At 70.6% G+C, this 15025-nt stretch carries 14 protein-coding genes; 5 read left to right on the forward strand and 9 right to left on the reverse strand.

All coding sequences use genetic code 11. The features are described 5' to 3' along the window. Positions 1-2: 2 nt before the first annotated feature. From pucL to uraD, 3 genes are read right to left on the reverse strand one after another with little or no spacing between them, the layout of a single operon-like run. Positions 3-899 carry a factor-independent urate hydroxylase gene (pucL, locus tag ACIBG8_RS17475; protein WP_397343750.1) on the reverse strand — a complete coding sequence of 299 codons (897 nt, stop codon included), beginning with the start codon at positions 897-899 and terminating at the stop codon, positions 3-5. After that, positions 900-1193: a hydroxyisourate hydrolase gene (gene uraH, locus ACIBG8_RS17480; RefSeq protein ID WP_397343751.1), complete on the reverse strand. Its 294-nt coding sequence runs from the start codon at positions 1191-1193 to the stop codon at positions 900-902. Next, complete coding sequence (uraD, locus tag ACIBG8_RS17485; RefSeq protein ID WP_397343752.1) at positions 1190-1690, reverse strand: 2-oxo-4-hydroxy-4-carboxy-5-ureidoimidazoline decarboxylase; 501 nt, start codon at positions 1688-1690, stop codon at positions 1190-1192. The genes uraH and uraD overlap by 4 nt, the downstream gene beginning before the upstream one ends. A 133-nt stretch (positions 1691-1823) precedes the next feature. Between uraD and ACIBG8_RS17490 the strand changes: the two genes are divergently transcribed. Beyond that, entirely contained in the window at positions 1824-3329 is a 1506-nt protein-coding gene (locus ACIBG8_RS17490) for a PucR family transcriptional regulator (RefSeq protein ID WP_397343753.1), read from the forward strand. Here the strand turns inward: ACIBG8_RS17490 and ACIBG8_RS17495 are convergent. Beyond that, positions 3326-4531 carry an FAD-dependent oxidoreductase gene (locus ACIBG8_RS17495; protein WP_397343754.1) on the reverse strand — a complete coding sequence of 402 codons (1206 nt, stop codon included), beginning with the start codon at positions 4529-4531 and terminating at the stop codon, positions 3326-3328. The two genes, ACIBG8_RS17490 and ACIBG8_RS17495, sit on opposite strands and share 4 nt — an antisense overlap. A 159-nt stretch (positions 4532-4690) precedes the next feature. Between ACIBG8_RS17495 and ACIBG8_RS17500 the strand changes: the two genes are divergently transcribed. From ACIBG8_RS17500 to ACIBG8_RS17510, 3 genes are all read left to right on the forward strand, one after another. Next, the gene (locus ACIBG8_RS17500) at positions 4691-6133 is read left to right on the forward strand and encodes a catalase (RefSeq protein ID WP_397343755.1); all 1443 of its coding nucleotides are present in this window, start codon (positions 4691-4693) and stop codon (positions 6131-6133) included. 174 nt (positions 6134-6307) lie between these two features. Continuing rightward, positions 6308-7858: a beta-N-acetylhexosaminidase gene (locus tag ACIBG8_RS17505; RefSeq protein ID WP_397343756.1), complete on the forward strand. Its 1551-nt coding sequence runs from the start codon at positions 6308-6310 to the stop codon at positions 7856-7858. A 13-nt stretch (positions 7859-7871) separates the two neighbouring features. After that, a complete protein-coding gene (locus ACIBG8_RS17510; RefSeq protein WP_397343757.1) occupies positions 7872-8714 on the forward strand; it encodes a deoxyribonuclease IV in 843 nt (280 codons plus the stop codon). 619 nt (positions 8715-9333) lie between these two features. Here ACIBG8_RS17510 and ACIBG8_RS17515 read toward each other — a convergent pair. From ACIBG8_RS17515 to ACIBG8_RS17535, 5 genes are all read right to left on the reverse strand, one after another. Continuing rightward, a complete protein-coding gene (locus tag ACIBG8_RS17515) occupies positions 9334-10830 on the reverse strand; it encodes a cation acetate symporter (RefSeq protein WP_397343758.1) in 1497 nt (498 codons plus the stop codon). Beyond that, positions 10827-11120 (reverse strand): hypothetical protein, encoded by a 294-nt coding sequence (locus tag ACIBG8_RS17520; protein WP_397343759.1) that lies wholly within the window; start codon positions 11118-11120, stop codon positions 10827-10829. Before ACIBG8_RS17520 ends, ACIBG8_RS17515 begins: the two co-directional genes overlap by 4 nt. Then, complete coding sequence (locus tag ACIBG8_RS17525) at positions 11117-11857, reverse strand: LytR/AlgR family response regulator transcription factor (RefSeq protein WP_397343760.1); 741 nt, start codon at positions 11855-11857, stop codon at positions 11117-11119. The genes ACIBG8_RS17520 and ACIBG8_RS17525 overlap by 4 nt, the downstream gene beginning before the upstream one ends. Before the next feature lie 65 nt (positions 11858-11922). Next, complete coding sequence (locus tag ACIBG8_RS17530) at positions 11923-13059, reverse strand: sensor histidine kinase (protein ID WP_397343761.1); 1137 nt, start codon at positions 13057-13059, stop codon at positions 11923-11925. 44 nt (positions 13060-13103) lie between these two features. After that, positions 13104-13736, reverse strand: coding sequence for a molybdopterin-dependent oxidoreductase (locus ACIBG8_RS17535; protein WP_397343762.1), 633 nt, complete (start codon positions 13734-13736; stop codon positions 13104-13106). A 218-nt stretch (positions 13737-13954) separates the two neighbouring features. On the opposite strand from ACIBG8_RS17535, the gene aroF reads away from it, so the two are divergent. Further along, positions 13955-14986, forward strand: coding sequence for a 3-deoxy-7-phosphoheptulonate synthase (aroF, locus tag ACIBG8_RS17540; protein WP_397343763.1), 1032 nt, complete (start codon positions 13955-13957; stop codon positions 14984-14986). The last annotated feature ends 39 nt before the right edge of the window (positions 14987-15025 follow it).

The raw sequence follows: 15025 nt of genomic DNA on the forward strand, positions 1-15025 counted from the left end.
CACTACTCCCAGGCGAAGCCGGCGTCAGGAGCGTCCTCGCGCAGCACGGTGCCCTCGATCAAGCCGTAGGGGCGGTCCGCCGCGTAGAAGACCTCGTTGTCGTTGTCCAGACCGAACGGTTCCAGGTTCACCAGGAAGTGGTGCTTGTTCGGCATCGCGAACCTGATCTCGCAGATCTCGCGTCGTGTGTTCAGTACCCGCTTCCCCATCGCGTACAGCGTCTGCTGCAAGGAGAGGCTGTGGGTCTCGGCGAACGCCTCCAGAAGGCACTGCCGTACATCGTCATAAGAACGTCCAAAGGAGGATTTGTCGCCCGCGTGCCGCCACTGGGCCGACACCGCGGTCGCCAGGATGCGGTCGGTGGTCGGCTGGAGCGTCGTGTACTCGTCCTCGATGAAGCCGTGGAACTCCGAGCCCGTCGAGTTCAGCACCACCAGGTCCTTCAGCCCGGACACCACGGTCGTGCGGCCGTCGCGGTCGTGGTGCACCACGCAGGTGCGCACCTCCGCGCCGTTGCGCACGAACGAGTGCTGCTGCTTGCGCAGGCCCAGGTGGGGGCCGTCGGAGACCGGGATGCGGTCCCAGGAGTACTCCTCGATCTCCACCCGGGCGTGGTGGATGGTCGGCTGGGAGTCGACGTAGTGCCTGGCCAGCAGGAGCGCGAAGTCCTCGATCTGGTCGATGCCGTACTTCCTGGCGAAGGCGTAGGCGGTGTTCTTCTGCGTGTCCGTGGGCAGGACGGTCGCGTTGCTGCCGGTCAGGTGCACATCCGTCATGTCGCCCGACAGGGCTGAGCTGACGTTGATGTCCTTGATGTGGTGGACGCCGCCGTCCCTGACCACGCGGACGACCCTGGTCTCGGCTTTGCCGTACCTGTTGGGTCCCAAGATGACCGACATTTAGCTCCCTCGGTAGGTGGAGTACGCGAACGGGCTGAGCAGGAGCGGCACGTGGTAGTGCCCGTCCGGGTCGTCGATCAGGAAGGTGATCACGACCTCGGGGTAGAACGTGGTCAGCGCGCTGGTGTCGAACACCACCCGGTGCACTCCCGCTCCCGGGTTCCAGCCCTTGACCCGTCCGTCGCCGTCCGTGGTCCCCTGCGCGACGACCCGGCCCTCGTGCTCCAGCCGTACGGGCACGCCGGCGGCGGGACGGCCGGTCACCGCGTTCAGCACGTGCGTGGAGAAGCTCATGCGCCCACCAGCTTCGCCATGCGCAGCCGGGTGATCTTGGCCAGCTCGTTCCGCACGATCGCGCGCTCGGCCTCCTCGTCGTTGACCAGCCGGTCCCTGAGCCTGGTGAGCATCTCCTCGCCGCTCAGGCCGGTGGCGCAGACCAGGTAGACGTGGCCGAAGCGGTCCTCGTAGGCGTGGTTGCCCTCGGCGAGCGCCTCGCGCAGGTGGTCCTGCACGCCGGACTGCTCCTGCCTGCTCCACGAGGCCTCGCGGTCGGCTCCCCCGGCCCGCTCCCCGATCCTGAGGTGGGCCTTCAGCGCCTCGCTGACGTCCTCCCAGTCCAGGTCGCGCACGGTGGCGTCGGCCACGGCCGTCAGCTGCGCCAGGTCCCTGTACGGCCTGAGCGCCGCCACGTACCTGGCGAACGCGCCGGAGGCACAGCAGGTGAGCAACTCGCGCTCCGCCTCACCGGCCTCCAGGGCGTTGAAGGCCGTCAGGCTTTCCACATTCGACATGTCAGCAGTACACACACCGCTGACGTGCCCGGTCCAGCAGCAAGAACTCCGAAGTGCCCCAGGGGTTGGCCAGGTCTTTTCGTGTCATGCTCCAATCCAATCCACGTTCACCTCTGAGCTACCCTCCGGAAATATGCGACTCAACGCGTTGCTCGACATGCCTGAGCTCGGCTTGTCGGCCGTCGTGGGCCACGACGAGCTCGACCGCCCGCTCCGCTGGGTCGTGACCACGGACCTGCTCGACCCGGGGCGTTACCTCAGCGGCGGGGAGCTGGTGCTGACCGGGCTGATCTGGCGCAACGGCCCTGACGACAGCGAGACGTTCGTGGCCGCGCTGGCCGCCGCGGGGGTGTCCGGGCTCGGCGCCTGCGAGGCCTCCAGCGGCGAGCTGCCGCCCGACCTGGTGGAGGCGTGCCGCAGGCACCGGGTGCCGCTGTTCCACGTGCCGCAGGCGCTGGGGTTCGCCGAGGTCACCGAGCACATCGTGCGCCGCCTGTCGAGCGCGCGGGCCTCGGACGTCAAGGCCGTGCTCGACCGCCACCGCCAGCTCGTCTCCGGGGCCGGGCTCGACCCGGTGCTGAAGATGCTCGGCAGCGACCTGGGCATGCGCTGCTGGGTCGTTACGCCGTCCGGGCGGCTGGTCGCCGGGTCGCACCCGCTGCCCGACGACGAGGCCGCGATGCTGGCCAGGCTGTTCCTGACCGCCAAGCGGCTGCCGTGCTCGCGCGGCGGCTTCTCGCTGTTCCCCGTGGACGAGCAGACCACCTCGCGGGTGGCCGACTGGTTCGTGGCTTTTGAGGGTTCCTACGAGGACTGGCCGGACGAGCGGCGTACGCTGCCGGGCGAGCTGGCCGCCGTGGCCGCGCTGGAGCGCATGCGGCTCGACGACCGGCTCTCGCCTGAGGGCCGCATCGCGCAGGAGCTGGTCCGGCTGGTGCTGACCGACGGCAAGCCGAGCGACATCCTGCCCAGGCTGGAGGTGACCGGCCTGTCCCCGGCCGAGGGGTTCGTCGCCGTCGCCGCCATGGCCAACGGCGGCCTCCGCCCCGGCGAGCTGCGGGTCGTGGTCAAGGACATCCTGCAGAGCTGTACGGTCACCCCGGTCATCGGCGTCGTGGAGGACGAGGCGATCGCGCTGATCCCCGCCACGGACCTCGACCTGACCACGCGCATCAGGGCGGCCGTGCACGCGCTCGCCCCCGGGCTGGGCGGCAGCAGGATGACCGTGGGCGTCAGCGGCGTCGCCCCGGTGGAGGGGTTGCGCGGCGCGGTGGAGGAGGCGCGTTACGCGCGCCGGATGGCCGAGGGCCGCTCGGAACCGGACGCGGTGGTGGGGCACGACGAGCTGGCCACCCACGTGCTGCTGCTGGCCTCGGTGCCGGACGACGTGCGGCACATGTTCCGGGTACGGCTGCTCGACCCGCTGCGCTCCTACGACCAGGTGCACCGGGCCGACCTGGTGCGCACGCTGGAGGCGTTCCTGCTCTGCTCCGGGTCCTGGACCAAGTGCGCCGAGCTGCTGCACGTGCACGTCAACACGTTGCGGTACCGGATCCAGCGCATCCAGGACCTCACCGGCAGGGACCTGTCCAGGCTGGAGGACCGGGTCGACTTCTTCCTGGCGCTGCGCCTGGGTTAGCCCAGGACCTTCGCCAGGGAGGCGGCCGCGAAGCCGCCCACCAGGCGGGCCATGCGTCCCGGGCCGAAGAACTCCGCCGGCGGGACGACTCCCGTCAACGCGCCCAGGAGGTTGCTCACCTGGTCGGGAGGCACGCTCGTCAGGCGTTCCCCCATACCCGGGTCGTGCCTGGCCAGCGCGACCGTCAGGTCGTACATCGGAGTGACCGCCGCGTCGCGGGCCCGGTGGTATCCGGCCATCGTGCGCCGCTCGCCGTTCATCATCCGCCCGATCGCCTCCGACAGCAGCGCGGCGTCGCGCAGCGCGTTCGTCATGCCCTGCGCGGTCACCGAGTCCATGACCACGCCCGCGTCGCCCACCAGCGCCCAGCCCGGGCCGTACGGCTGGTGGAAGCGGTTGGGCTGGTCGGGTGTGGTGCGGACGCGCTCGGCCCGGTCCGCAGCCCTGACCCGCTCGCCCAGCTCGCCGAACCCGTCGAGGGTGCGCAGGAACCCCTCCTCCAGGTCGCGCCGGTAGGCGGCGTCGAGCGCGCGCACCGGCCTGGAGGTGTAGACCATGGTCAGCCCGCCGTTGGTCGGGAAGACCGCGGCGGCCGCGCCGGTCCGCTGGTAGAGCTCGCCGCCCGAGACCGGCAGGTTCGCGTAGTAGGAGTAGGCGGCGAACGACAGCGCGGGACGCTCCCGGTACACCGGCGCGCCCGCCGCCTGGGCGACGAACGAGTGCTTGCCGTCGGCGCCCACCACGAACGGCGCGGTCACCCTGGTGGTCCTGCCGTTCAGGTCGCGCCCGGCCACCCCGGCCACGCGGCCGTCGCTCCACAGCAGCTCCTGGACCCTGAAGTGCTCGCGTACCTCGGCCCCGGCCTCGCTGGCCGCTCCGGCCAGCATGGGGTCGAGGAGCGTGCGGCGCGGGCTGTAGATCGCGCCGATCCCGTCGTACTGGGGCAGGACGCCGTTGAGCACGACCCCGGCGGCGTCGAAGGTCAGCGTGCTTGCGGGCGGCGTGCCGTACAGGCGGTCGAGCAGGCCCCAGCGCTGCAGCAGCGCCACTCCGGGGATCTGGAGCTGGTGGGAGGAGATGGTGTCGGCGTCGAGCGCCGCCCGCTCGGCCAGCAGGACCCGCAGTCCTCGCCGCGCCAGCAGCAGCGCGGTCGCCGCCCCGGCCACGCGCCCGCCGACCACGATCACGTCAAAGTCGGTCATGTGACCATGGTGGGTGGCCGGGCTGTGACGCTTCCACGATTCGTTTTCAGCCGAATCCTTCAGATCGCGCGGGGAATGCGCGCCCGCGTTGGTGGGAAAGTACGAACTTCGCACGTGCGCCTTGACCAGGGCGGAGGCGGGAAACCTACGCTGCCGTCCATGACTCTCACGACTGAATCCGGCGCGCCCGTCGCCGACAACCAGAACTCGCTCAGCGCGGGGCCCGGCGGGCCGCTGCTCATCCAGGACCAGCAGCTGCTCGAGAAGCTGGCCAGGTTCAACCGTGAGCGCATCCCCGAGCGGGTGGTGCACGCGCGCGGCTCCGGCGCGTTCGGCGTGTTCGAGGTGACCGACGACGTCTCGCCGTACACCAGGGCGCACTTCCTGGGCGAGGCCGGGCGCAGGACCGAGGTGTTCGTGCGGTTCTCGACGGTGGCCGGTGGGCTGGGGTCGGGCGACGCCGTACGGGATCCGCGCGGGTTCGCGGTGAAGTTCTACACCGAGCAGGGAAACTACGACCTGGTTGGCAACAACACCCCGGTGTTCTTCCTGCGCGATCCACTGAAATTTCCGGACTTCATTCATTCGCAGAAGCGCGACCCCTTCACCGGCATCCAGGAGCCGGAGAACGTCTGGGACTTCTTCTCCCACTCCCCCGAGGCCACGCACCAGTTCACCTGGCTGTTCGGCGACCGCGGCATCCCGGCGTCCTACCGGCACATGAACGGGTTCGGCTCGCACACCTACCAGTGGGTCAACGCCGAGGGCGAGGCGTTCTGGGTGAAGTACCACTTCGCCACCGACCAGGGCGTCCGCAGCCTCACCTCCGAGGAGGCCGCCGACCTGCACGGCCGTGACGCGGACTCGCACCAGCGCGACCTGCACGCCTCGATCGAGCGCGGCCTGTTCCCGAGCTGGACGCTGTCGGTGCAGCTCATGCCGGTCGCCGAGGCGGCGTCCTACCGGTTCAACCCGTTCGACCTGACCAAGGTGTGGCCGCACGCCGACTACCCGCTGGTGCGCGTCGGCAGGCTCACGCTCAACCGCAACCCCTCCAACGTCTTCGCCGAGGTCGAGCAGGCCGCGTTCGCGCCGAACAACTTCGTGCCCGGCATCGGGCCGTCGCCGGACAGGATGCTCCAGGGGCGGCTCTTCGCGTACGGCGACGCGCACCGCTACCGGCTCGGCGTCAACCACACGCACCTGCCGGTCAACGCCCCGCACGCCACCGAGGCGCGCAACTACGGCAGGGACGGCGCGATGCGCTTCCAGGCGGACGGGTCGAAGAACTACGAGCCCAACAGCTTCAACGGGCCCGCCGAGACCGGCCGGGCGCTCGCGGCGGGGGTGGAGGTGTCGGGGCTGACCGGTGCTTATCGCAACCCCGTGCACGCGCAGGACGACGACTTCACGCAGGCGGGCGCGTTGTACCGGGTGATGTCGGAGGAGGAGCGCACGCGGCTGGTCGGCAACATCGCGGGGAGCCTGGCGCAGGTGCGCGAGGACGCCATCGTGGAGCGCTCGGTGGCCCACTTCAGGGCCGCCGACCCCGACTACGGCTTCCGCGTGGAAACCGCCGTAAAGGCTTTGCGCGACCGATAGCCCTCAACCCCCTCAACAAACATGGCGGGTGGGTTGGGCGGAGAGGTCTTCTTGGGTGGTGAGAGGTTGGGGGTTGCATGGTGCTGGGGAGTGGTCCGGGGCGGCGGGGGTTGACGGGCTGGAGGGCTGGGCCCCAAAGTAAGTAAACCTTCCTAACGACTGCGGGAGCCCCCCATGCCGCTGGCCCGTCGCCTCGCCATACTCACCTCGATCGCAGGCCTTGTGGTGGCCTGCGGGACCACCACGGGCAGCGCGGCCAAGGAGCGCGGCCCCCGGCTCGTCCCCCTGCCCGCCTCGGTTACCGTCAACGGTGAGACGTTCACCCTCGGGAAGGACGTGCGGATCGCCCAGCGCACCTCGGCGGGAGCGACGGCCGCCTCGGCGCTGGCGAAGCTGCTGCGCCGGTCGACCGGCTTCGCCGTACCGATCGTGCAGGGCCAGGAGGACGGCGCGATCGTCCTGGAGGCGACCGGCGGCCAGGACCTCGGGCCCGAGGGCTACCGGCTGGAGGTCACCGCCCAGGGCGTGTCGCTGGTCGCCGACACGGCCGAGGGGCTGTTCCGCGGGGTGCAGACGCTGCGGCAGCTGCTCCCCGCGAAGGTCGAGAGCGCGACCGCGCAGAAGGGACCGTGGCCGATCGCCGGGGTGCGCATCGAGGACCGGCCGAGGTTCCCCTACCGCGGCGTGATGCTCGACGTGGCCCGCCACTTCTTCACCGTGGCCGAGGTCAAGCGGTACATCGACCTGGCCGCCGCCTACAAGATCAACACCTTCCACCTGCACCTGACCGACGACCAGGGCTGGCGGATCGCGATCAAGAGCTGGCCCCTGCTCACCGCGACCGGCGGGAAGACGGCCGTCGACGGCGACCCCGGCGGCTTCTACACCCAGGCCGACTACCGCGACATCGTCGCCTACGCCAAGCGCCGCTTCATCACCGTGATCCCGGAGATCGACACACCCGGCCACACCAACGCCGCGCTCGCCTCCTACGCCAAGCTCAACTGCGACGGCAAGGCGCGCAAGCCGTACACGGGCACGGACGTCGGCTTCAGCTCGCTGTGCACCGGCGAGGACATCACCTACCGCTTCCTCGACGACGTGATCCGCGAGCTGGCCGCGATGACGCCCGGCCCGTACATCAACATCGGCGGCGACGAGGCCCTCAGCACCAAGAAGCCCGACTACCAGGCGTTCGTCGCCCGGGTGCAGAAGATCGTGCACAAGTACGGCAAGCGCATGATGGGCTGGGAGGAGATCGGCCAGGCGGCGATCACGAAGGACTCGGTGGCCGAGCACTGGAACCCCGACGGCGTCGAGCACGCCGTCGAGGCGGCCAAGCGCGGCGCCAAGCTCGTCATGGCCCCGGCCAACCACGCCTACCTCGACATGAAGTACACCAAGAAGACCCCGCTCGGGCAGGACTGGGCGGCCATCGTCGAGGTGCGCGACGGCTACAGCTGGGACCCGGCCACGATCGTCAAGGGCGTCGGCGAGGACAGCGTGCTCGGCGTCGAGGCGCCCCTGTGGACCGAGACCCTGAAGACCATGCGCGACCTGGAGTTCATGGCCTACCCGCGGCTGCCGGGCATCGCCGAGATCGGCTGGTCGCGCGCCGACGGCCGCTCATGGAGCGACTACAGGGTACGGCTGGCCGCGCACGGCGACCGGTGGAGCGCGCAGGGCATCGACTTCTACCGTTCCCCGCAGATTCCCTGGGACTAAACTGGGGGGCATCATGACCCCTACTTCTCTCATCGGCGGACACGCGTCCGTCACCGGCGGCCTGGCGACGGGCGGCCTGAAGTCCATGGCCGACATGGGCGCGGAAATGATCCAGGTGTTCGTCACCAACCCGCGCGGCTGGGCGCTCACCCCGGGCAAGCCGGAGGAGGACGCCAAGCTGGCCGAGTCCGGGGTGGTGTCGTACATCCACACGCCCTACCTGGTCAACTTCGGCTCGCCCAACCCGGAGACGCTGGCCAACTCGATCGCGATCACGCGGCACACGCTGGCGCGCGGGGTCGCGTGCGGGGCCAGGGGCGTCGTCGTGCACACCGGGTCCGCGGTGTCGCAGCCGTACGAGGACGCGTTGCGCCAGCTCCACGAGCACCTGATCCCGCTGCTGGAGGAGATCCCGGACGGCGGGCCCGACCTGCTGCTGGAGCCGATGGCGGGCACGGGCGCGATGTTGTGCTCGACGGTGCAGGACCTGGAGCCCTACCTGGCGGCGCTGGACTGGCATCCGCGTGCGGGCGTCTGCCTGGACACCTGCCACGCCTTCGCGGCCGGTCACGACCTGGCGGCGCCTGGTGGGGTGACGGAGACGTTCGACGCGTTGCACGCGATCGCGCCGGGGCGGTTGAAGCTGATCCACGCGAACGACTCGAAGGACGTGTGCGGGGCCAAGAAGGACCGGCACGAGAACATCGGCGCGGGTCACATCGGCGCGCAGCCGTTCGGGGAGATGATGCGGCACCCGGCGGTGGCGGGCGTCCCGATCTGCATCGAGACCCCGGGCAAGCTGGAGAAGTGGACCGAGGACATCGCCCTGCTGAAGAAGCTCCGCGACAACCCGTGAACCCAGTGGGCCCGTCACCCCGACGGCGGGCCCCCGACTGCCACACACGGTCAGCGAGCGTCCCCATATAGACCCCAGTCACGCACGCTCGATGAGCGTCCCCTTGACCTCCAGTCAAGTGCGGCGGGCTCATGCCCTCATCAGCGCGAAGGTCCCTGCATGACCGCTGGCTCACGTGGCGCCGTTGCGGCGCCCAGCGTGCGCGGTCGGTGAGCGTCTCCCTGGAGGCCCTCAGCCACGTGCGGCGGGTGGCGTGTCTCCTGGCCCCGCCGTACCCCCAAAGCCTGAAAAGGAAGTCGCATAGAGGGATGCCCGCACTCGTGATCCGGCCGCCCCCGTATGGCCGGATCACGGTCCAGCCCGCGGCCACAGCGGGCATCCCTCCACGCGTCGGCCAGCGGGCCCTACCCCCCGGTAAAGGGCCCGACAGCCGTGGTGACCAGGCAGGTCACCATTGGATCCGACGCACCAGGTCCATATGAGCCGAAGCGGCTCGTCCCCCCCGATGCGCTCGGTGTGGCTCTCCGATGCGGAAACACTACGGTTGCGATCTTGCTCGTGAAACCCCGTTCTCGACCAGCTCGTTGAACGGTCTGTAGTCATCGCTGTACGGAGAGTGTCAGGACGGCGAGCGGTCGACCGGCGGCGACGAGCGGTCGATTCCAGGCCCCGCCGAGTCCTCGGGAAGGTGCATCCGAGCCATCATCCGGTCCACCCCCGAAGGCACCCGACCCGGTGTGACCAGCGAAATCGCCACCATCACGGCGAAAGCCAGCGGCACCACGAACGCCGCCGGGTACTGACCCGCCAGCCCCAGCTTCACGCCCGCCGCCTCACCCACGACGGCCACCAGCGTGAGCCCGCCGCCCACCACGAACCCGGCGAACACCCCCGCGTCCGTCAGCCGCCGCCACCACAGCCCCAGCACCAGCAGCGGGCAGAACGTCGCGGCCGACAGGCTGAACCCCACCAGGACCAGCAGCACCGAGCTGCCCGGCGTGCTCAGCCACGTCAGCCCCAGCGCGGCCACCACCACGACCCCGAGGCTGGCCCTGAAGGTCCCCACGCCCGGCCGCGACACGCACGAGGAGACCGCACCGGCCACCGCCACGAGCACCCCGCACGACGTCGCCAGGAACGCGGCGAACGCCCCGGCCGCCAGCAGCCCGGTCAGCAGGTCCCCCAGCGGCCCTGGAAGCATCCGCGCGGGCAGCAGCAGCACGATCTCGTCCACCTGCCCGTCGGGCACGTAGACGTGGCCGAGGATCCCGTACAGCGGCGGCACGAGGAAGAACCCGGCCAGCAGCACCTGCGTCGCCACGATGGACCGACGGGCCGAGCCCCCCGTGGGGTTGGCGTAGACGCGGACGACCACGTGCGGCAGCCCCATCGTGCCCAGCGCGCACGCCAGCAGCACGGTCAGCACCCCGGCCAGCGACGGGTCGCCCGCGCCCGCGAGGCTTTCACCCGAGTACGGCCGCGCGAACCCGGAGACGTCCGGCGTCCCGCCGTACGCCCACGCGAACCACAACACCAGCCCGACGCCGGTGAACACGACGAGCTTGAGCCAGAACTGCGTGGCCTGCACGCTGGTGGCGCTGCCCATGCCGCCCACCGCCGCCACGAGCACGGTGGCGCCGGCGACGGCCAGCCACCCCGCCCACGGCGGCAGCCCGGTGAGCAGCTTCAGCACCAGCCCTGCCGCGTGTAACTGGGCGACGAGGTAGACCAGGCCGATCGCCAGCACGATGCAGGTGGTGAAGCGGCGCAGCAGCGAGGAGGCGAGCCGCCACTGCGCGAAGTCGGGCAGCGTGTAGGTGCCAGAGCGGCGCAGCGGCGCGACCACGAGGGCCAGCATGACCACAAACCCGGCCGCCGCCCCCACCGGGTACCAGAGCATGGAGGCGCCGTGGGTGGCGATCAGCCCGGCGAGCCCGAGGCACGCGGCGGCCGAGGTGAACTCCGAGCCGATGGCTGCGCCGTTCCACCAGGGGCGCACGGCGCGGGCCGCGACGTAGAACTCCTGGACGCTGGTGTAGCGGCGCGGCCGCACCGTCCCGACGAGGACGGAGAGGATCAGCACGAACGCGATCCCGGCCAGCGCCGCAGCGGTCATCTCTCCAGCCGCTCCGCTCGTCTCAGATGCCAGTACGCCAGGGCGGCCCAGAGCGGCTGGACCGCCACGGACAGCACGAACCACTCCTCGCCCGCCGGGAGCAGGCCGACCAGCACGGGCAGCCCGACCAGCACGCACCCCACGACGCCCACGGTGACCAGTGCGAGCCGCAACTGCGCCGCGACGGCCGCGCGCACCTCGGCGGGCGGCACGTCGCGCGCGGGGTCGTAGCCGCCGGGCACCCGCTCGACCGCGACGGGACGGCGCTCCACGGTCACCCGCCTGCTCATGGCATCGCCGCCCTGAACTGGCGGACGAGCTGCTCGCGCACCTGCCTGGTGTGCCTGCGGCTGACCGGCAGCGTCTCCGTCCCGACGGTCAGCAGCACCCGGCCGCCCTCGAAGCGCAGCTCGCTGACGTGCCTGGCGGACACCAGCGTGCTGCGGTGCACCCGGATGAACCCGGCGCCCACCCAGCGGCGCTCGAGCGCGGCGAGCGACATGCGCACCAGGTAGCTGCCGTCGACGGTGTGCAGGCGCACGTAGTCGCCCTTCGCCTCGGCGTACCAGACGGCCTGCTGCGGCACGAACCTGGTGCGCCCGCCCAGCTCGACCGGAATGACGTCGTCGACCCCCTGGTCGGCGACCGGCGCCGAGGCCACTTCGAGCCGCCGCACCGCCTCGGCCAGCCGTTCCGCCCTGACCGGCTTGAGGAGGTAGTCGACCGCCTCCAGCTCGAAGGCGGTCACCGCGCTGTCCTCGTGCGCGGTCACGAAGACCAGCTTGGGCGGGCTGGGGAAGCCGCCGACGAGCCTGGCCAGGTCGAGCCCGTCGAGGCCGGGCATCCTGATGTCGAGGAAGACGCCGTCGAGCCGCTCTCCCGCGCCGATCATCTGGACCATGTCCTGAAGCGCAGACACGCCGTTGGAGGCGGTGCTGACCTGTTCGACCCTGGAGTCCTGCCGCAGGAGATAGGCCAGCTCCTCGAGAGCGGGCACCTCGTCGTCGACGGCCAGGAGACGTAGCATGAGGCCACGTTGCCGGAAGAACGCGCAGGTCACAAGCGACACGCCAACGTAGCATAAAGAATTGACTACAAAGAGCTATGGCGCGCTTTCGGAACGCGGAGTTTGACCTTCGTACCCGCTCCTATGGCGGTTTCGACCACGAGGCCGTACTCCTCGCCGTAGATCTGGCGCATCCGCACGTCCACGTTGGCCAGGCCGATCCCGTTCCCCTGCCGCCGCGGGTCGTCGTCCAGAACCTGCCTGGCGTGCTCGGGGTCCATGCCCGAGCCGTCGTCCTCGACGCTGATGTGCGCCTCGGGCCCGGCGTCGCGCACCACCACCCGCACCTCTCCGGCGCCGTCGCGCTTGCCCATGCCGTGCTTGATGGCGTTCTCCACCAGCGGCTGCAGGCACAGGAACGGCACAGGCACGGGCAGCACCTCGGGCGAGACCTGGACGCTGAAGCGCAGCCGGTCGCCGAAGCGCGCCCGCTCCAGCAGCAGGTAGCGGTCCACGCAGGTCAGCTCGTCGGCCAGGGTGGTGAAGTCGCGCGCCTTCGACAGGGCGTAGCGGGAGAAGTCGGCGAAGTCGAGCAGCAGTTCCCTGGCCCGCTCCGGGTCGGTGCGCACGAACGAGGCGATCGTGGTGAGCGCGTTGTAGACGAAGTGCGGCGAGATCTGCGCGCGCAGGGCGCGCAGCTCGGCCTCCATGGCGCGCCGCCGCGAGGCGTCGAGCTCGGCCAGCTCCAGCTGCCCGGACACCCACTTGGCCACTTCTGCGACCGTACGCACCAGAGCGGCGCTCAGCTCGGCGTCGTAGGCGGCCAGCGCGCCCACGACCCGCCCCTCGACGGTCAGCGGCACCACAACGGCGCCGTGCGGCTCCCCGGCGAACACGTGGGCGCGCCCGGTCGTCAGCGCCGTGCGGGCATGGGTGATCACCTCGTCGGTGCACGCGCCGTCCCAGGCCAGCGCCGCCTCCGTGGAGGTGATGGCCACGGCCGCCGTGCCCAGCAGGGCGCGCAGATGCCGTACGGCCCGCCGGGCCGAGTCGCGGGTCAGCCCGGAACGGAGCGCGGGCGCGGCCATCGCGGCGATGTGCAGGGTGGTGAAGGTGTCCTCGTCCTTCCTGTCGCCCTCGGGCAGCGCTGGACGCCGCCTGGCCAGGACGAGACCGAGCAGGAAGGTGAAGACGGACAGCACCACACAAGCGCCGGTCGACATGCGCGCAACCGTAGCCAACCACGCACCGTGTTCGCGCGGAAACGCTATGGAGGCCCTTCGCCCGGCTCCTCCTGATACGAATAGCGTTGTTCGCCCCAGGGGTCGGCCACGTTGTGGTAGCCGCGCTCCTCCCAGAAGCCTCTGCGGTCCTCCAGCAGGTACTCGATGCCGCGCACCCACTTCACGCTCTTCCACGCGTACAGGTGCGGCACCACGACGCGCAGCGGGAACCCACGGTCGGGCGAGAGCGGTTTCTCGTCCAGTTCCATGGCCAGCAGCGTGCCCGGGGCCTTGAAGTCGCTCATCCTGAGGTTGGCGCTGTAGCCGTACTCGGCCCAGACCATCACGTGCCGCACCCCCGGATCGGGGGGCGCGAGCGCCATGAGGTCGGCCGGGCTCACGCCGCTCCACTCGTTCCCCATGAGGGAGAACTTGGTCACGCAGTGGAAGTCGGCGATCACGGTCGTGCGCGGCATCCGTTCGACCTCGGCCCAGGTGAACCGGTGTTCCTCGCCGGACGCCGTGGCGCCGGAGACGAACAGGTCCCAGGTGTCCGGCTTGAACGAGGGCACCCTGCCGTAGTGGATGACGGGCCGGCCGCGCGGGATGTACTGCCCCGGGGGCAGGCGCGACTGCTCCACGATCACTCCCCTCGCCGTGTCATGGTCGAAGGCCATCCTGCCATCGGGCCCAGCGGACCCTGGACCCGGCACCCGCTTCAGCCCGCGATCGGCATGCGCTATCCTTGCGGCCTATGCGCACCGCTTTCATCTTTTGGTATGGCGACGGACCCGTGAGGACCGTTCGCCATCTGGTGTTGCGCTAGCAGCCAGGCGAACAGAAGGCCCCGGGTCCGAAAGGACCCGGGGCCTTCTGCATTTTCAGAGGAGTTTCGATGGTGATTGTCATGGGGCCGCAGGCCACGCAGGACGACGTCGACGCGATCGTCACGATCGTGCAGGGGGCTGGGGTGGAGGCGTTCGTCAGCCGCGGAGTGCAGCGCACTATCGTCGGCCTGGTGGGGGACGTCACGCAGCTCAGCCAGGTCAACCTCCGCGGCATGCGGGGGGTGGCCGACGTGATGCGGGTGTCCACGCCGTACAAGCTGGTCAGCAGGGAGAACCATCCGGAGCGGTCCACCGTGCGGGTGGGCGGGGTGCCGATCGGCCCCGACACGGTCACGCTGATCGCGGGGCCGTGCGCGGTGGAGACGCCGCAGCAGACGCTGGAGGCGGCCCTGATGGCGCGGGCGGCTGGCGCGACGCTGCTGCGCGGCGGCGCCTACAAGCCGCGCACGTCGCCGTACGCCTTCCAGGGGCTGGGCGAGGCGGGCCTGCGCATCCTGGCCGACGTCCGCGAGCAGACGGGGCTGCCGATCGTCACCGAGGTCGTCGACGCGCACGACGTGGAGCTGGTCGCGTCCTACGCCGACATGCTGCAGGTCGGCACGCGCAACGCGCAGAACTTCCCGCTGCTGCAGGCGGTCGGGGCGGCGGGCAAGCCGGTCATGCTCAAGCGCGGCATGAACGGCACGATCGAGGAATGGCTGATGGCCGCGGAGTACATCGCGCAGCGCGGCAACCTCGACATCGTGTTGTGCGAGCGCGGCATCCGCACCTTCGAGACGGCCACCAGGAACACCCTGGACGTGTCGGCCGTGCCGGTGGCGCAGCGGCTGTCGCACCTGCCGGTGATCGTGGACCCGTCGCACTCGGGCGGGCGGCGCGACCTGGTCCTTCCGCTGACCAGGGCGGCCATCGCGGTCGGCGCGGACGGCGTGATCATCGACGTGCACCCGCACCCGGAGCAGGCGCTCTGCGACGGGCCGCAGGCGCTGGTGGACGGCGACCTGGAGGAGCTGGCCGCGATCATGAAGACGTTCCCGGCGCTGCTCGGCAAGGGCGACGCCGTACTCATGAGTAACTAAGTATTTCGCCGCATGTTTCGCGAGGTCGGGTGGGCCACG

This window comes from Nonomuraea sp. NPDC050556, assembly GCF_044457355.1.
In the GTDB taxonomy this organism is placed as follows: domain Bacteria; phylum Actinomycetota; class Actinomycetes; order Streptosporangiales; family Streptosporangiaceae; genus Nonomuraea.